This is a genomic window from Pseudomonas sp. BNK-30 (assembly GCF_047456185.1).
Lineage (GTDB): Bacteria > Pseudomonadota > Gammaproteobacteria > Pseudomonadales > Pseudomonadaceae > Aquipseudomonas > Aquipseudomonas putida_E.
The window spans coordinates 3,799,015-3,816,451 of the sequence record NZ_CP179904.1 but is presented as its reverse complement, the minus strand read 5'-3'; the positions used below and the strand labels follow the sequence as shown (position 1 = coordinate 3,816,451).

Genomic DNA, 17,437 nt, shown 5'->3' with positions numbered 1-17,437 from the left:
GCTTTGCCCCGGATCGCCGGCAAGCCGGCTCCCACTGGGTTTGCGCTGAGCTTGAGAGCAGCGGGGTACCTGTAGGAGCCGGCTTGCCGGCGATAGGGCCGGTAAATCCGATGCAAGACTCAGTGCAGTTCTCGTTGCGACCAACTGCGGCGCATGGGCTGCAAAGCAGCCCCGCATCAATGGTGTTTGCGCGGCACCGGTGTAAGCAGCTCGTCCGGTGGCATCTCGCACTTGATCTTGCGCCCCAGCAACTCTTCGATCGCCGGCAACTGGTAGGAGTCATCCTCGCCGGCAAAGCTGATCGACACGCCACTGGTGCCGGCACGGCCCGTGCGGCCGATGCGGTGCACGTAGTCATCCGGGTCTTCCGGCAGAGTGAAGTTGATCACATGGCTGATGCCGTCGATGTGAATGCCTCGCCCCGCCACGTCGGTGGCCACCAGCACGGTAATCCGGCCCTCGCGGAAGCTTTCCAGGGTACGTATGCGCTTGTGCTGCGGCACATCGCCCGACAGCTGGGCGGCATTGATACCGTCGCGCACCAGTTTTTCCTCGATACGCCGCACTTCGTCCTTGCGGTTGGCGAACACCATCACCCGTTCCCACTTGTTCTGGGTCACCAGGTTGTACAGCAGCTTGTACTTGTCGCTGCCCGCCACTGCGAACACGTGCTGTTCGACGGTTTCGCTGGCGACATTCTCCGGCTCGATCTCGACGATCGCAGGGTCGGTGGTCCACTGCTTGGCCAGGTTCATCACGTCGTCGGTGAAGGTGGCAGAGAACAGCAGGGTCTGGCGCTCGCTCTTGGGCGGGGTCTGGCGGATGATCTGCCGTACCTGCGGGATGAAGCCCATGTCCAGCATGCGGTCGGCTTCGTCCAGCACCATCACCTCGACCATGTCCAGGTGCACATCGCCCCGCTGGTTGAAGTCCAGCAGGCGGCCAGGGGTAGCCACCAGGATGTCACAATGGCGCGCTTCGAGCGCCTTGAGCTGCTTGTCGAAGTCCATGCCGCCGACGAAGGTCATGACGTTCAGGCCGGTGTATTTGGTCAGGGCGGCGGCGTCCTTGGCGATCTGTACCACCAGCTCGCGGGTTGGCGCGATGATCAGTGCACGCGGCTCGCCCATGTAGCGCTCTTTGGGCGGCGGCGTCTGCTGCAACTGAGAGATGATCGAGATGAGGAACGCGGCGGTCTTGCCGGTGCCGGTCTGCGCGCGCCCGATGGCGTCCTGGCCACGCAGGGTGTGGCCCAGCACCTGGGCCTGAATCGGCGTGCAGTACGGGAAGCCCAGGTCATGGATGGCGTGCATCAGCTCGTTGGAGAGCTTGAAGTCGTGGAAGCGGGTCTTGCCTTCCTGCGGTTCGACCACGAAGTCTTCCGGCTTCCACAGGCTGGCCTGGGGTTTGGGCTTGCGTTCGCGGCGCGGCTTGTCCATGGCCGGTTGCTCGGCAACGGGCGCGGCTGCAGGCATCTGGGCCTTGGCGGCGGGTTTGGTGCGCGGCGTGGAGGGCTGCGGCTCGGGCTGAGCCATGGGGGCCGCAGGCGGGGTGATGCTGGCAGCAGGAGCGGCGGCCTGAGGTGCCGGGTCTCCCTTGCCGAATATTTTCTTGAGTGCCTTGAGCACGATCGTCTCATCAACTGATTTAGGAATGTACGCCGGGCAGTGTAATGCAAGATCTGGGCGCGGCGTAGCGGAATGCGCCCACAACTACAAGAGAGCCTGCCTATTGCAGTTGCTTGCTCAGCCAGTCGTGGATATCGCTCAGCTCTGCCACCACCACCTCGTGTTCCATTGGGTATTCCTGCCACCGCGCGGCCACGCCCCAGGTGTTCAGGTACTCGAAGGCGGTGCGGCCCATGGAGGGGATCACCACCGGGTCGTGCACGCCGTGCAGGCACAGGGCGGGGGTACGTTGCTGGCAGGCGCTCAACTGATGGCCGTCGTTGAAGGTTGGTGCATAGGTAGACAGTGCGATCACGCCGCCCAGTGCTTCTTGCCACTTTATATAAGCAGTGTGCAGCACCACGGCGCCGCCCTGGGAGAACCCGGCCAGGATGATCCGTGCCAGGTCGATGCCTTTGGCCCGCTCGGCCTCGATCAGGGCAATGATCTGGTCAGCCGATTCTTCCAGCTGCGCTTCGTCTATGGCGCGGGCCGGGGTCATGGCCTTGATGTCGTACCAACTGGGCATTGCATAGCCGCCGTTGATGGTGACAGGCCGGGTCGGCGCCTGGGGCATGACGAACCGTGTGCTGAGCAGACGCTCCTGCATGAATTCGGCAACCGGTAGGAAGTCGTAACGGTCGGCGCCCAGGCCGTGCAACCAGATCACACAGGCGTCTGCGGTTTTCTGGGGTTCGAGAATCAACGGGTGGGTCATGACTGCTCCGAAAGTGTGCGAATCGTATGAAGGCATGCGCAAAAAGAAGGCGCTGGAAATGATTGTCGGAAAAAGAATGTCGCAACGATACAACTTTCCCTACTTGACGAGCGCTTAAACGCTTTAGCCGCCAACTGTGGTACGCCCCTTGCTATGAAACCTTCGATGCAAGGGTCGGGCCGGTACGGTAACACCCTTGCCACGCGAAGGCTGTCATAGAACAGCCCATTGCGCCATTGACCCAATAACAAGCCAACAAGGGTCGGATGCGCCTCATAAGGGTGCGGTGCAATTCCGGCTCGTACAACAAGAGCGATTTGGAGGTTGTGAATGAAGATGTTGAAAACCACCCTGGCAGTCCTCACCGCTGCCGCCGCGCTGGGCGCCGTGAGCAATGCCCAGGCCGGCGCCACCCTCGATGCGGTCAAGAAGAAGGGCTTCGTCCAGTGTGGCGTGAGCGACGGTCTTCCAGGCTTCTCGGTACCTGATGCGCAGGGCAAGATCGTCGGTATCGACGCTGATGTCTGCCGCGCCGTGGCCGCCGCCGTGTTCGGCGATGCCACCAAGGTCAAGTTCAGCCAGCTCAACGCCAAGGAACGCTTCACTGCGCTGCAGTCCGGCGAAGTCGACGTGCTGTCGCGCAACACCACCTGGACCAGCTCGCGCGATGCCGGCATGGGCCTGGTGTTCGCAGGCGTCACTTACTATGACGGCGTCGGCTTCCTGGTCAACAAGAAGCTGGGTGTTTCCAGTGCCAAGGAACTCGATGGCGCGACCATCTGCATCCAGGCAGGCACCACCACCGAGCTGAACGTGTCCGACTACTTCCGCGCCAACGGCCTGAAGTACACCCCGATCACCTTCGATACCTCCGACGAGAGCGCCAAATCGCTGGAGTCGGGCCGTTGCGACGTGCTGACCTCGGACAAGTCGCAGCTGTTCGCCCAGCGTTCCAAGCTGGCCGGGCCAACCGACTACGTGGTGCTGCCGGAAACCATCTCCAAGGAACCGCTGGGCCCGGTGGTACGCAAGGGCGACGAGGAGTGGTTCAGCATCGTCAAGTGGACCCTGTTCGCCATGCTCAATGCCGAAGAGGCGGGCGTCACTTCGAAGAACGTCGAAGCCGAGGCCAAGTCCACCAAGAACCCGGACACCGCCCGCCTGCTCGGCGCTGACGGTGAGTACGGCAAGGACCTGAAGCTGCCCAAGGACTGGGTAGTGCAGATCGTCAAGCAAGTGGGTAACTATGGCGAGGTGTTCGAGAAGAACCTGGGCCAGAGCACTGACCTGAAGATCGACCGTGGCATGAACGCCCTGTGGAACAACGGCGGCATCCAGTACGCGCCACCTGTGCGCTGATGGCTGCACCCTGCGGCGGCATTCCGCCGCCGCAGGCTGTTCGAATCCCTACTGTCCGGGGCACTTCATGCAAAATCGAATCGGCGCACAAAAGGGGCTGACCCTGAGCGATCCACGTGTGCGCGCGTGGTTGTTCCAGATTCTCACGATCATCTTCGTGGTGGGTCTGGGCTGGTACCTGTTCCACAATACTCAAACCAACCTGCAACACCGGGGCATTACGTCCGGCTTCGACTTCCTCGACCGCAGTGCCGGCTTCGGCATCGCCCAGCATCTGATTCCCTATGTGGAGTCCGACAGCTATGCGCGGGTGTTCGTGATCGGCTTGCTCAATACCCTGCTGGTCACCTTCATCGGCGTTATCCTGGCAACGATCCTGGGGTTCATCATCGGTGTGGCTCGCCTGTCACCGAACTGGATGATCAACAAGCTGGCGACCGTGTATGTCGAGACGTTCCGCAACATCCCGCCGCTGCTGCAGATCCTCTTCTGGTATTTCGCCGTGTTCCTGACCCTGCCGGGGCCACGGGGCAGCATCAGCTTCGACGATGCCTTCTTCATCAGCAATCGTGGCCTGAACATGCCCGGCGCCCTGATGGCCGACGGCTTCTGGCCGTTCGTCGCTGCCGTAGCCCTGGCGATCGTAGCCATCATGGCGATGGTGCGTTACGCCAACAAGCGCTTCAACGAAACCGGCGAGCCGTTCCATAAGTTCTGGGCAGGGCTTGCCCTGTTGGTGGTGATTCCAGGCCTCTGTGCATTGCTGTTCGGCAGCCCTGTGCAGTGGGAAGTCCCGCAACTCAAAGGTTTCAACTTCGTTGGCGGCTGGGTACTGATCCCGGAACTGCTGGCGCTGACCTTGGCGCTGACCATCTACACCGCCGCGTTCATCGCCGAAATCGTGCGTTCGGGCATCCGTTCGGTCAGCCATGGCCAGACCGAAGCCGCCCGTTCGCTCGGGCTGCGCGAAGGCCCGACGCTGCGCAAGGTGATCATCCCCCAGGCACTGCGGGTGATCATTCCGCCACTGACCAGCCAGTACCTGAACCTGGCGAAGAACTCGTCGCTGGCGGCCGGTATCGGCTACCCGGAGATGGTCTCGCTGTTCGCCGGTACCGTACTCAATCAGACCGGCCAGGCCATCGAGGTGATCGCCATCACCATGAGTGTCTATCTCGCCATCAGCATCAGCATCTCGCTGCTGATGAACTGGTACAACAAGCGCATTGCGCTGATCGAGCGGTGAGGATACGCCCGTGAATGCTCATGTTTTCAAACCTGACATGCCGCCACCGGTCAAGACCGTCGGCGTGCTCGCATGGATGCGGGCAAACCTGTTCTCCAGCTGGCTCAACACCCTGTTGACCCTGTTCGCCGTGTACCTGGTATGGCTGATCGTGCCGCCGCTGCTGCAGTGGGCGTTGATCGACGCCAACTGGGTCGGCACCACGCGCGCCGACTGCACCAAGGAGGGTGCCTGCTGGGTGTTCATCCAGCAGCGCTTTGGCCAGTTCATGTACGGCTATTACCCGGCTGAGTTGCGCTGGCGCGTGGACCTGACCGTATGGCTTGCCGTGCTTGGCGCTGCGCCGCTGTTCATCAAGCGCTTCCCGCGCAAGGCCGTTTACGGCCTGGGCTTTCTGGTGGTGTACCCGTTCCTGGCCTACACGCTGCTGCATGGCGGCTACCTGGGCCTGGAAAGCGTGCCGACCAGCCAGTGGGGCGGGCTGATGCTGACCTTGGTGATCGCCACGGTGGGTATCGTCGGCGCCTTGCCGCTGGGCATCTTGCTGGCCCTGGGGCGGCGTTCAAACATGCCTGCGGTGAAGGTGGTCTGCGTGACCTTCATCGAGTTCTGGCGTGGCGTGCCGTTGATCACCGTGCTGTTCATGTCGTCGGTGATGCTGCCGTTGTTCCTGCCCGAAGGCATGAGCTTCGACAAGCTGCTGCGGGCCATGATCGGCGTGATCCTGTTCCAGTCGGCGTACATCGCCGAGGTGGTGCGCGGCGGCCTGCAGGCCATCCCCAAGGGGCAATATGAAGCCGCTGCGGCGATGGGCCTGGGCTACTGGCGCTCGATGGGCCTGGTGATCCTGCCGCAGGCCTTGAAGCTGGTGATCCCTGGCATCGTCAATACCTTCATCGCCCTGTTCAAGGACACCAGCCTGGTCATCATCATCGGCCTGTTCGACCTGCTCAACAGCGTCAAGCAGGCTGCCGCCGACCCGGCCTGGCTGGGCATGGCCACCGAGGGCTATGTGTTCGCAGCCCTGGTGTTCTGGATCTTCTGTTTCGGTATGTCCCGCTACTCCATGCACCTGGAGCGCAAGCTGGACACTGGCCACAAGCGTTAGGAGTTTCGAAATGAGTGAAGCGATCAAGCAGCCTGCCGGCCCCGAAGGCATCATCCAGATGCAGGGCGTCAACAAGTGGTACGGCCAGTTCCATGTACTGAAGGACATCAACCTGAACGTGCGCCAGGGTGAGCGTATCGTGCTGTGCGGGCCTTCCGGTTCGGGCAAGTCCACCACCATCCGCTGCCTCAACCGCCTGGAAGAACACCAGCAGGGGCGCATCGTGGTCGATGGTGTGGAGTTGACCAACGATCTCAAGCAGATCGAGGCGATCCGCCGTGAGGTGGGCATGGTGTTCCAGCACTTCAACCTGTTCCCGCACCTGACCATCCTTGAAAACTGCACCCTGGCGCCCATGTGGGTACGCAAGATGCCGCGGCGCAAGGCCGAGGAAATCGCCATGCACTATCTGGAGCGGGTACGTATCCCGGAGCAGGCGCACAAGTACCCTGGGCAGTTGTCCGGTGGCCAGCAGCAGCGCGTGGCGATTGCCCGGGCGCTGTGCATGAAGCCGAAAATCATGCTGTTCGACGAGCCGACGTCGGCGCTCGACCCGGAAATGGTCAAGGAAGTGCTCGACACCATGGTTGGCCTGGCCGAGGACGGCATGACCATGCTCTGCGTGACCCACGAAATGGGCTTTGCCCGAACCGTGGCGAACCGGGTGATCTTCATGGATAAGGGGGAGATCGTGGAGCAGGCTGCGCCGGATGACTTCTTCGACCGGCCACGCAGTGACCGGACAAAGCTGTTCCTAAGCCAGATCCTGCACTGATGCTGTAGGGGCGCAAGGCCGCTCCTGCAGGGGTACGCGTTTTACCTGCAGGAGCGGCCTTGTGTCGCGAAAGGGCTGCAAAGCAGCCCCGGATCTTGAAGCCTTACTTCTCTTCCTGAGCCGCAGCTGGCGCAGGCGGCGGCCGTAGCCCCACTTCGGCGATCAGCTTCAACTGCTGCCCGTTGCGCATCACCTCGATGGTGATCTTCTCGTTGGGCTTGATCCGCGCCACCTGGTTCATCGACTTGCGCCCGTCACCGGCCGGCTCGCCATTGATGCTCAGGATCACGTCACCCAGTTGCAACCCGGCCTTCTGCGCCGGGCCATCGCGGAAAATGCCCGCTACAACGATGCCTGGGCGCCCTTGCATGCCGAACGATTCGGCCAGTTCCTGGCTCAGCGGCTGAACTTCGATACCCAGCCAGCCACGAATCACCTGGCCATGCTCGACGATCGACTTCATCACTTCCAGCGCCAGTTTGACCGGTATGGCGAAGCCGATGCCCTGCGAACCGCCCGATTTGGAGAAGATCGCCGTATTGATGCCGACCAGGTTGCCGTTGGCATCGACCAGCGCGCCGCCGGAGTTGCCCGGGTTGATTGCGGCGTCGGTCTGGATGAAGTCTTCGTAGTTGTTCAGGCCCAGCTGGTTGCGGCCAGTGGCGCTGATGATGCCCATGGTAACGGTCTGGCCGACGCCGAAGGGGTTGCCGATGGCCAGGGTGACGTCACCGATGTGGATGGTGTCGGAGCGGCCGATGGTGATGGCCGGCAGGTTCTTCAGGTCGATCTTCAATACCGCCAGATCGGTTTCGGGGTCGCTGCCGATCACCCGTGCCAGGGTTTCGCGGCCGTCTTTGAGCGCCACGACGATCTGGTCGGCGCCGCTGGTGACGTGGTTGTTGGTCAGCAGATAGCCCTCGGGGCTCATGATCACCGCCGAGCCCAGGCTCGACTCCCAGCGCCGTTGCTTGGGCAGGTTGTCGCCGAAGAAGCGGCGGAACTGCGGGTCTTCGAACAGCGGGTGGGCGCTCTTGTTCACCACCTTGGTGGTGTACAGGTTGACCACGGCAGGGGCGGCGAGCGTGACGGCATCGGCATAGGACACCGGGCCTTGCATGATCTGCGTGGTCTGTGGCGCTTGTTGCAGGTTTACATCCTGGCTGGGCAGGCCGACCCACTGCGGGAAGCGCTGGATGATCAGCATGGCGATCAGTATGCCGGTAAGCAGGGGCCAGCCAAAATAACGCAAAGCCTTGAACATGAACGAATCCTGGGAGTGGGCGAGGGCCATGGTGGCGCGGCGGGGCGCGAACGCGCGCGATCATACACCGGTTTCCCCAACGCCGGCGACGGCCCATAATGGCGGCCATTATACGGGCGTTGTTCCCGTTGAACGTGCAGATTTCGAGGAGATTTTCCATGGCCGTCGCCCTTGACACCCTGGTTGAAGAAGCCGCGCGTTACCTGGGTAGCGCGAAAATCCAGGATTACTGCCCCAACGGCCTGCAGGTCGAAGGCCGCCCGCAGGTCAGCCGCATCGTCAGCGGCGTCACCGCCAGCCAGGCATTGCTGGATGCGGCGGTCGAGGCACAGGCCGACCTGGTGCTGGTACACCACGGTTATTTCTGGAAGGGCGAGAACCCGTGCATTACCGGGATCAAGCAGCGGCGCTTGAAAACCCTGCTCAAGCACGACATCAGCCTGCTGGCCTTCCACTTGCCGCTGGATGTGCACCCTGAGGTCGGCAACAACGTGCAACTGGCCCGCCAGCTGGACATCACCGTCGAAGGGCCGCTGGACCCAAGCGACCCCAAGGTGGTCGGGCTGGTCGGCTCGTTGGCCGAGCCTGTGACGGCGCGCGATTTCGCCCGCCGTGTTCAGGAGGTCATGGGGCGCGAACCCCTGCTGGTCGAAGGTGACCAGGTGATCCGTCGCGTCGGCTGGTGTACGGGCGGTGGGCAGGGCTATATCGACACGGCGATTGCTGCCGGGGTGGACTTGTTCATCAGTGGTGAGGCGTCCGAACAGACCTACCACAGTGCCCGCGAGAATGGCGTGAGCTTCATTGCCGCCGGGCATCATGCCACCGAGCGCTATGGTGTGCAGGCGCTGGGCGACTACCTGGCGCGGCGCTTTGCTCTGGAGCACCTGTTCATCGACTGCCCGAACCCTATCTGAGGCCGCAGAGCGGCCCTTTGATAGCCAAACCCCCAGTCATATCGTTAGACCTTTTCGATCTAGTCCGGCGCCTAAATAGAATCAGCCGCTGTGATAAAGTGGCTCGCTCGAACACGGCCCGAAGGCCGTCCATAAGATCGTTTTACGTGAGTAGCCATGGTCGACAAACTGACGCACTTGAAACAGCTGGAGGCGGAAAGCATCCACATCATCCGCGAGGTGGCCGCCGAGTTCGACAACCCGGTGATGCTGTACTCGATCGGCAAGGATTCCGCCGTGATGCTGCACCTGGCGCGCAAAGCCTTCTTCCCAGGCAAGCTGCCGTTCCCGGTGATGCACGTCGACACCCAGTGGAAATTCCAGGAGATGTACCGCTTCCGCGACAAGATGGTCGAGGAAATGGGCCTGGAGCTGATCACCCACGTCAACCCCGAAGGTGTGGCGCAGGGCATCAACCCGTTCACCCATGGCAGCTCCAAGCACACCGACATCATGAAAACCCAGGGCCTCAAGCAGGCACTGGACAAGCATGGTTTCGACGCCGCTTTCGGTGGTGCCCGCCGCGATGAAGAGAAGTCACGTGCCAAAGAGCGTGTCTACTCGTTCCGTGACAGCAAGCACCGCTGGGACCCGAAGAACCAGCGCCCGGAACTGTGGAACGTCTACAACGGCAAGGTCAACAAGGGCGAGTCGATCCGCGTGTTCCCCCTGTCGAACTGGACCGAGCTGGACATCTGGCAGTACATCTACCTTGAAGGCATCCCGATCGTGCCGTTGTACTTCGCCGCCGAGCGTGAAGTCATCGAGAAGAACGGCACCCTGATCATGATCGACGACGAGCGCATCCTCGAGCACCTCTCCGAGGAAGAGAAAGCACGCATCGTCAAGAAGAAGGTGCGTTTCCGTACCCTGGGCTGCTACCCGTTGACGGGTGCTGTCGAGTCGGAAGCCGAGACCCTGACGGACATCATTCAGGAAATGCTCCTGACCCGAACGTCCGAACGCCAGGGCCGTGTCATCGACCACGATGGCGCCGGTTCCATGGAAGACAAGAAACGCCAAGGCTACTTCTAATTTCAGGGTTACTCCATGTCGCACCAATCTGATCTGATCAGCGAGGACATCCTCGCCTACCTGGCCCAGCACGAGCGCAAGGAACTGCTGCGTTTCCTGACCTGCGGCAACGTCGACGACGGCAAGAGCACCCTGATCGGGCGCCTGCTGCACGACTCCAAGATGATCTACGAGGACCACCTCGAGGCCATCACCCGTGATTCGAAGAAGTCCGGCACCACCGGTGAGGAAGTCGACCTGGCGCTGCTGGTCGATGGCCTGCAGGCCGAGCGTGAGCAGGGCATCACCATCGATGTCGCCTACCGCTACTTCTCCACTGCCAAGCGCAAGTTCATCATCGCCGACACCCCGGGCCACGAGCAGTACACCCGCAACATGGCCACCGGCGCGTCCACCTGCGACCTGGCGATCATTCTGGTCGATGCCCGCTACGGCGTGCAGACCCAGACCCGCCGCCACAGCTACATCGCTTCGTTGCTGGGCATCAAGCACATCGTCGTCGCGGTCAACAAGATGGACCTCAAAGGCTTCGATGAAGGCGTCTTCGAGGAAATCAAGGCCGACTACCTGAAGTTTGCCGATGCCATCAACCTGACCCCGAGCAGCCTGCACTTCGTGCCGATGTCGGCGCTCAAGGGCGACAACGTGGTCAACCGCAGCGAGCGTTCGCCGTGGTACACCGGCCCTGCGCTGATGGAAATCCTCGAAACCGTCGAGGTCGCGGCCGACCGCAACTTCACCGACCTGCGTTTCCCGGTGCAGTACGTCAACCGCCCGAACCTGAACTTCCGCGGCTTCGCCGGTACCCTTGCCAGCGGCGTTGTGCACAAAGGTGACGAAATCGTCGTACTGCCCTCGGGCAAGAGCAGCCGGGTCAAGTCCATCGTCACCTACGAAGGTGAACTGGAGAACGCCGGGCCAGGCCAGGCCGTGACCCTGACCATGGAAGACGAGATCGACATCTCCCGTGGCGACCTGCTGGTGCATGCCGACAACGTCCCGCCGGTGACCGACCAGTTCGACGCAATGCTGGTGTGGATGGCCGAAGAACCGATGCTGCCGGGCAAGAAGTACGACATCAAGCGCGCCACCAGCTACGTGCCAGGCTCGATTGCCAGCATCACCCACAAGGTCGATGTGAACACCCTCGAAAAAGATGCAGCCAGCGCGCTGCAGCTGAACGAGATCGGTCGCGTCAAGGTGTCGCTGGACAGCGCCATCGCCCTGGACGGCTACGACAGCAACCGCACCACCGGTGCGTTCATCGTCATCGACCGCCTGACCAACGGCACCGTTGGCGCCGGCATGATCATCGCTCCGCCTGTTCTGCCGCATGGCAGCACCGGCCAGCATGGCAAGCAGGCCCACGTGTCCACCGAAGAGCGCGCCCTGCGCTTCGGCCAGCAGCCAGCCACCGTGCTGTTCAGCGGCCTGTCCGGCGCTGGCAAGAGCACCCTGGCCTACGCGGTCGAGCGCAAGCTGTTCGACATGGGCCGTGCAGTTTACGTGCTCGACGGCCAGAACCTGCGCCACGACCTGAACAAGGGCCTGCCGCAAGACCGCGCCGGTCGCACCGAAAACTGGCGCCGCGCCGCCCATGTGGCGCGCCAGTTCAACGAAGCCGGCCTGCTGACCCTGGCCGCGTTCGTGGCCCCGGATGCCGAAGGCCGCGAGCAGGCCAAGGCGCTGATCGGCAAGGAGCGCCTGGTGACCGTTTACGTCCAGGCCTCGCCATTGGCCTGCCGTGAGCGCGACCCGCAAGGCCTGTACGCTGCCGGTGGAGACAACATCCCGGGTGAAAGCTTCCCGTTCGATGTGCCGCTGGATGCTGACCTTGTTATCGACACCCAGGCCACTAGCGTGGACGAAGGTGTGAAACAGGTGCTGGACGTGCTGCGTCAGCGCGGCGCGATCTAAGCGCTGGCTGCTGCATCAAAAAACCCGCTTCGGCGGGTTTTTTGTTTATTGGAGGGCGCATGGCTAATCCGCTACATCCGGTGGAAAAGATGATGGCCAAGGCGCCGAAAGTGCCAAGAAGGCTTGGGTCTGGAGAGTGGGGTGCTGACAAGGTAGCGCCGATCAGCACTACCGAGTGTTGATGGCCAAGCTGCTGCCAGAGCGGTGACGATGAACTGAGGAGCAGCCGCAACGGTCACCGCCCCCATGCCAGCTACTGCTGCTTTGATAGCCTCCAGCATTACAGTGGACGCACTTTCCGCTAGTGCGAACGTTGCCGCGCCGATCGGAGTGATGGTGGGTACTGAGGATGCGGTTCGGGCATCGCTGATGTAGCTGATGCGTTGGCGTGCCGCTTCTTGGCGCTGACGTTCAGCGTGTGCTGCCAGTCGTTCGACTTCTGCCTGTTTTCGTGCAGCTTCCTCGGCAGCCAATCATTGCGTCTCGGCCTTCAGCCGCGCAGCTTCCTGTGCCGCAGCCTGTTCTGCCGCGTGCCTGGCTTGAAGTTGCTCCACCTCAATGGCGCGCTGAGCCAGGTTGCATCGCAGCGCTGAACCCTTGCAGGTAGCGAATGGATTCGGTCAGCGCGAGTGCGCGATGTTAGTCCGCCCACAGTTGTCCGGCTCGACGTGTGGCCTGCTCATAGACCAAATGTTGCAAGGCTTCGGTTTGCGGCTTGGACAGTGGCCCGATGATGTTCGGGTTGGATTCGCTGAATGCCGGTACTTGCGCCTTCTTGGCCTCAATCAGACCGTTGGCGGTATTCAAGTATGCCGACAGCCGCTGGGGCAGGGTATCGGTATCCTGAATGGACGTGGCCTGAACCACCTGATGCTGTACGAAGTTAGGCAGACAGTCGAAACAGATCTGCTGCTCCAATTGTATCTGCCGGATCCTGCGCTCGATTGCCTTTGGCAGGTCTGCATGAGGCTGCTGCAGTTCTGTGTTGTCGCGAAGCAAGCACATGGATTTCGAATTTCGAGTAATTACTCCGTAGGGTTGTTTTGTTTTGTGTTATCTATCCATCGGAAGTGTTCTTGGTAATCCTTCTGTCGTTCGCAACCCTGCTTGTAGGGATCCATGTCGCATTTAAAGTGGATTTCTTGTTTGTCAGGGAGAAGCATAGGCATTTCGCCGGTGCATCCACTTAGCAATAATAGGGTGGTGATCGCTAGCTTTTTCATGGGTAGAGTTCGTTAAAGTAATTATTTGCTCGAGGGGTACACGTTGCTGTGCAGGGACTGGGTGAGCGGTTTGTTCTTGAATTATGCCTTGTTTTCGAGAATTAATATGGCGCAATAGGTGTAGGAAATTCCGCCTTGATGCGTAGGAATTTGTTCCTGATTTGGTGGGGAGTAATTCTATGTGTTGTTTTGCGCGCTATGTACCCATGATGGCCATGGAGCGCTGCTTGAGCACTCCATGTGTATCCATAGGAATGAGGTGTGCAATGGGACGAAGTAAGTATCGGAAAATACGCTATCAGCCTTTCCTTGGTTCTGGTGGGATATTGCTACCTCCTAATCAAGCCATGCAGGCTGGGCAGTTTATAAAATCAGAGAATGGCCGGTTTATTCTGCGTCTTCGAAGTGATGGAAATCTTGTGTTGGAAGATGGGGGGACCGTCGTATGGGTGGCAGACGAGAGTCAACCTCATAGCTCTACATTTCGGTTACGAACTCGCGAGTCACTCCAGTTCGTTGTCAGCAACTCCGGATTTTTATATGATCCTGTCCGACTGCGGATCTGGTCCGCACAGTCCACTGAAACACTGGATAGGTCCTACTGGGAAAACAACTATCTTGCGTTGACTGATACGGGAAATATCCTGATCTTTGACGGTCGTAATGGGGAGGTGCGATGGGCGCGCTATGGCTATGTGCCTGGACGGCTGCCGCGTAGAACCAAAATATATCCGGAGGTCTATCCACCAATCCCTCCGCCACTCATTAAGATTCCACATGACTATCCGTGATGCATAATCGCGTTTCGCTGAATGTAGACCACCAAACTTAATACGCTTGGTGGTTTTATGTGGATTTAGATTTTAGTGCGCTCTTAGGTGACTTTTTGACTGGTTGTGTTATTGAGCAACTGCTCATTGGAGGAAATGGGGAAAGCTAGCCCTACTTCCGGCTTGAAAGGTCTCATTCAGATATGCGTTTCCGACACGGGGATCACGCGTTTTTCCTTAACTGCCTTGTAGGAAAAACTCGAATAAATCTCCTTCACCCCGGGCAAGCGCTGCAGCACTTCGCGGGTAAATTCGCCGAACGACTCCAGGTCCCGTGCGAGGATTTCCAGCAGGAAGTCATAGCGCCCGGAGATGTTGTGGCAGGCGACGATCTCGGGGATTTCCATCAGCCGCTGCTCGAACGCCAGCGCCATTTCCTTGGTGTGCGAGTCCATCATGATGCTGACGAACGCAGTTACCCCAAACCCTAGCGATTTGGGCGAAAGAATAGCCTGGTAGCCGGTGATGTAGCCGTTGTCCTCCAGCAGCTTGACCCGTCGCCAGCAGGGCGAGGTGGTCAGGGCTACCTGGTCGGCGAGTTCGGCGACGGTGAGGCGGGCGTTGTCCTGTAAGGCGGCGAGTAGGGCGCGGTCGGTGCGGTCGAGGCTTGAAGGCATGTTTTGCCCTCCTGGTCCGTTAATTGTTGTTTTTGTTCCAGCAAGCACGCAGATGTGTGGGCTATTTTGGAAAAAATCGGGCAGCTCGGTGGCATAAGCTTATAACAAACCACAAGAGGCTGTTGCGATGCGCGACTCCCATAACAACACCGGTTTTTCCACACGGGCCATTCACCATGGCTACGATCCGCTTTCCCACGGTGGTGCCCTGGTGCCACCGGTGTACCAGACCGCTACCTATGCCTTCCCGACCGTCGAATACGGTGCTGCCTGCTTCGCCGGGGAGGAGGCGGGGCACTTCTACAGCCGCATCTCCAACCCCACCCTGGCCTTGCTTGAGCAGCGCATGGCCTCGCTGGAGGGCGCAGAGGCGGGATTGGCGCTGGCGTCGGGGATGGGCGCCATCACTTCGACCATCTGGACCCTGCTGCGGCCTGGTGATGAGTTGATCGTCGGGCGCACCTTGTATGGCTGCACCTTCGCGTTCCTGCACCATGGCATCGGCGAGTTCGGGGTCAAGATTCGCCATGTCGACCTTAACGATGCCAAGGCCATGAAAGCGGCGATCAACGGCAAAACGCGGATGATCTACTTCGAAACGCCGGCCAACCCCAACATGCAATTGGTGGATATAGCGGCCGTCGTCGAGGCAGTGCAAGGCAGTGATGTGCTTGTGGTGGTCGATAACACCTACTGCACGCCTTATCTGCAGCGGCCGCTGGAGCTTGGGGCGGACTTGGTGGTGCATTCGGCGACCAAGTACCTCAGTGGCCATGGCGACATTACCGCCGGCCTGGTGGTGGGGCGCAAAGCGCTGGTCGACCGCATTCGCCTGGAAGGGCTGAAAGACATGACCGGGGCTGTGCTTTCGCCGCATGACGCTTCGCTATTGATGCGCGGTATCAAGACCCTTGCACTGCGCATGGACCGGCACTGCGCCAATGCACTGCAGGTGGCGCAATGCCTGGCTCGGCAGCCGCAGGTAGAGCTGATTCATTACCCGGGGTTGCCGTCGTTTGCCCAGTACGAACTGGCACAGCGGCAGATGCGTTTGCCGGGCGGGATGATTGCGTTTGAGCTCAAGGGTGGTTTCGAGGCTGGGCGGCGCTTCATGAATGCCCTGCAGCTGTTTGCCCGGGCAGTGAGCCTGGGGGATGCCGAGTCGCTGGCGCAGCACCCGGCGAGCATGACCCATTCCAGCTACACACCGCAGGAGAGGGCGCATCACGGGATATCGGAGGGGCTGGTGAGGTTATCGGTGGGGCTGGAGGATGTGCAAGACCTGCTGGCGGACATCGAGCAGGCGCTGGGGCATCTGTAAGAGCGGCCTTGTGCCGCGAAAGGGGCGCGCAGCGGCCCCCGGATTTCAGCCATCCTGCAAGATTGCCGGGGCTGCTTTGCAGCCCGTTCGCGGCGCGAGGCCGCTCCTACATGGGGTCGTGCACGGGCAGGAAAACGGCATCCACAAAAAAGGCCTCTTACGAGGCCTTTTACGTGTTCAGCAGATCAACGCTTGAGCCCGTAGCTCTCGTCAAGCATGCCCGGCGAGTTCGGCGCTTTTGGCGCATAGTCGCGCGGTACTTCGGCGGTGTCCTTCGGCGGCGTCAGGCGGTCACGTGGTGCCTGGGCCGACTCGGAGTGCAGTGCAGCCAGCAGGCGCTGGCGAGTGACTTCATCGAGGGCCAGGCTATTGGCGCCTTCGGCCAGGTGATCCTGGACATCCTGGTAGCTCTGGGTCAGTTTCTTGACCAGCATTGCGGTGCTGTTGAAGTGGGTGACCACTTCGTTCTGGTAGCTGTCGAAGCGCTTCTGGATGTCGTCCAGTTGGCGCTGGGTGTTGGTCGGCGCAGCATTGGGCAGCAGGCGGGCCACGATGAAACCGACCGCCACACCGATGACCAGGGCCAGGGTTGGCAACAACCAAACAAGGAGCGAGAGTTCCACGAGTCCTTCCTCTATAAACGGCTTTGCTTTACGTTAACGGCTCAGACCTGCGCTGTATACCGCGAGCGATCGCAAATCAGAACAGAATTCCTACCCTAGACGAATCGACCCCCTTCGAGGTCACGGAGTGAGTGCCTTGCTTGTCCGCGAAACCCCCTTGTTCATCGATGGCCCCGTCGGCCAGCTGGAAGCCTTGTACCTGGACGTGGCCGACGCCCGTGGCGCGGTGCTGATCTGCCACCCCAATCCGGTTCAGGGTGGCACCATGCTCAACAAGGTGGTCTCGACCCTGCAGCGCACGGCACGCGACGCTGGCTACGTGACATTGCGTTTCAATTACCGCGGTGTTGGCCAGAGCGCGGGCAGCCATGACATGGGCGCTGGTGAAGTGGCCGATGCACAAGCTGCCGCAGCCTGGTTGCGCGAAAAACACCCGCACCTGCCGCTGGTGCTGATGGGCTTCTCGTTCGGCGGCTTTGTCGCCACCAGCCTGGCCGGGCGCCTTGAGAGCGCTGACGTCACGCTGCAGCACCTGTTCATGATTGCCCCGGCCGTGATGCGCCTGACTGCAGAGTTCCCCTTGCCGCAGCGCTGCCCGATCACCGTGGTGCAGCCAGATGCCGACGAAGTCGTTGCACCGCAGCTCGTTTACGAATGGTCTGACACGCTGCCGCGCCCCCATGAGCTGCTGAAAGTGGCAGAATGCGGACACTTCTTCCATGGCAAGCTGACCGATCTGAAGGATCTGCTGCTGCCGCGCCTTTCGAATTGAGCCAAG

The 17,437-nt window shown here is 60.8% G+C and carries 16 protein-coding genes; 10 read left to right on the top strand and 6 right to left on the bottom strand.

Going from position 1 to position 17,437, the window contains the following annotated elements; all coding sequences use genetic code 11:
- Positions 1-176: 176 nt before the first annotated feature.
- A complete protein-coding gene (gene rhlB / locus ACMGGN_RS17735) occupies positions 177-1,628 on the bottom strand; it encodes an ATP-dependent RNA helicase RhlB (protein ID WP_125923868.1) in 1,452 nt (483 codons plus the stop codon).
- A 100-nt stretch (positions 1,629-1,728) separates the two neighbouring features.
- Positions 1,729-2,385, bottom strand: a complete 657-nt coding sequence (locus tag ACMGGN_RS17730) for an alpha/beta hydrolase (RefSeq protein ID WP_046784828.1) — start codon at positions 2,383-2,385, stop codon at positions 1,729-1,731.
- A 330-nt stretch (positions 2,386-2,715) separates the two neighbouring features.
- Here ACMGGN_RS17730 and ACMGGN_RS17725 point away from each other — a divergent pair, with 330 nt between their 5' ends.
- The 4 genes from ACMGGN_RS17725 to ACMGGN_RS17710 all read left to right on the top strand — a co-directional run bounded on the left by ACMGGN_RS17725 (position 2,716) and on the right by ACMGGN_RS17710 (position 6,873).
- On the top strand, positions 2,716-3,744 hold the full coding sequence (locus ACMGGN_RS17725) for an amino acid ABC transporter substrate-binding protein (RefSeq protein ID WP_046784829.1): 1,029 nt from the start codon (positions 2,716-2,718) through the stop codon (positions 3,742-3,744).
- Positions 3,745-3,811: 67 nt separating this feature from the next.
- The gene (locus ACMGGN_RS17720) at positions 3,812-4,990 is read left to right on the top strand and encodes an amino acid ABC transporter permease (RefSeq protein ID WP_119688313.1); all 1,179 of its coding nucleotides are present in this window, start codon (positions 3,812-3,814) and stop codon (positions 4,988-4,990) included.
- A gap of 10 nt (positions 4,991-5,000) precedes the next feature.
- Positions 5,001-6,098: an amino acid ABC transporter permease gene (locus tag ACMGGN_RS17715; protein WP_046784831.1), complete on the top strand. Its 1,098-nt coding sequence runs from the start codon at positions 5,001-5,003 to the stop codon at positions 6,096-6,098.
- Between the two features lie 10 nt (positions 6,099-6,108).
- Positions 6,109-6,873 carry an amino acid ABC transporter ATP-binding protein gene (locus ACMGGN_RS17710; RefSeq protein WP_012312835.1) on the top strand — a complete coding sequence of 255 codons (765 nt, stop codon included), beginning with the start codon at positions 6,109-6,111 and terminating at the stop codon, positions 6,871-6,873.
- A 103-nt stretch (positions 6,874-6,976) separates the two neighbouring features.
- Here ACMGGN_RS17710 and algW read toward each other — a convergent pair whose 3' ends face one another.
- Positions 6,977-8,137: a Do family serine endopeptidase AlgW gene (gene algW / locus ACMGGN_RS17705; protein ID WP_115273626.1), complete on the bottom strand. Its 1,161-nt coding sequence runs from the start codon at positions 8,135-8,137 to the stop codon at positions 6,977-6,979.
- Positions 8,138-8,295: 158 nt separating this feature from the next.
- Between algW and ACMGGN_RS17700 the strand changes: the two genes are divergently transcribed.
- The 4 genes from ACMGGN_RS17700 to ACMGGN_RS17685 all read left to right on the top strand — a co-directional run bounded on the left by ACMGGN_RS17700 (position 8,296) and on the right by ACMGGN_RS17685 (position 12,638).
- Positions 8,296-9,054, top strand: coding sequence for a Nif3-like dinuclear metal center hexameric protein (locus tag ACMGGN_RS17700; protein ID WP_414156151.1), 759 nt, complete (start codon positions 8,296-8,298; stop codon positions 9,052-9,054).
- A gap of 156 nt (positions 9,055-9,210) precedes the next feature.
- The gene (gene cysD, locus ACMGGN_RS17695; protein WP_009684445.1) at positions 9,211-10,128 is read left to right on the top strand and encodes a sulfate adenylyltransferase subunit CysD; all 918 of its coding nucleotides are present in this window, start codon (positions 9,211-9,213) and stop codon (positions 10,126-10,128) included.
- Positions 10,129-10,143: 15 nt separating this feature from the next.
- Positions 10,144-12,045 carry a sulfate adenylyltransferase subunit CysN gene (gene cysN, locus ACMGGN_RS17690; RefSeq protein ID WP_046784834.1) on the top strand — a complete coding sequence of 634 codons (1,902 nt, stop codon included), beginning with the start codon at positions 10,144-10,146 and terminating at the stop codon, positions 12,043-12,045.
- 398 nt (positions 12,046-12,443) lie between these two features.
- Positions 12,444-12,638 (top strand): hypothetical protein, encoded by a 195-nt coding sequence (locus ACMGGN_RS17685; protein WP_414156150.1) that lies wholly within the window; start codon positions 12,444-12,446, stop codon positions 12,636-12,638.
- 46 nt (positions 12,639-12,684) lie between these two features.
- Here ACMGGN_RS17685 and ACMGGN_RS17680 read toward each other — a convergent pair whose 3' ends face one another.
- Together ACMGGN_RS17680 and ACMGGN_RS17675 are read right to left on the bottom strand one after the other, a co-directional pair.
- A complete protein-coding gene (locus ACMGGN_RS17680; protein WP_147405238.1) occupies positions 12,685-13,044 on the bottom strand; it encodes a hypothetical protein in 360 nt (119 codons plus the stop codon).
- 1,191 nt (positions 13,045-14,235) lie between these two features.
- Positions 14,236-14,715 (bottom strand): Lrp/AsnC family transcriptional regulator, encoded by a 480-nt coding sequence (locus ACMGGN_RS17675; RefSeq protein WP_039604488.1) that lies wholly within the window; start codon positions 14,713-14,715, stop codon positions 14,236-14,238.
- Between the two features lie 127 nt (positions 14,716-14,842).
- Between ACMGGN_RS17675 and ACMGGN_RS17670 the strand changes: the two genes are divergently transcribed.
- Positions 14,843-16,036 (top strand): methionine gamma-lyase, encoded by a 1,194-nt coding sequence (locus ACMGGN_RS17670; RefSeq protein ID WP_115273632.1) that lies wholly within the window; start codon positions 14,843-14,845, stop codon positions 16,034-16,036.
- 185 nt (positions 16,037-16,221) lie between these two features.
- Here ACMGGN_RS17670 and ACMGGN_RS17665 read toward each other — a convergent pair whose 3' ends face one another.
- Entirely contained in the window at positions 16,222-16,659 is a 438-nt protein-coding gene (locus ACMGGN_RS17665) for a YhcB family protein (protein ID WP_012312843.1), read from the bottom strand.
- A gap of 136 nt (positions 16,660-16,795) precedes the next feature.
- On the opposite strand from ACMGGN_RS17665, the gene ACMGGN_RS17660 reads away from it, so the two are divergent.
- On the top strand, positions 16,796-17,431 hold the full coding sequence (locus ACMGGN_RS17660) for an alpha/beta hydrolase (RefSeq protein ID WP_115273633.1): 636 nt from the start codon (positions 16,796-16,798) through the stop codon (positions 17,429-17,431).
- The last annotated feature ends 6 nt before the right edge of the window (positions 17,432-17,437 follow it).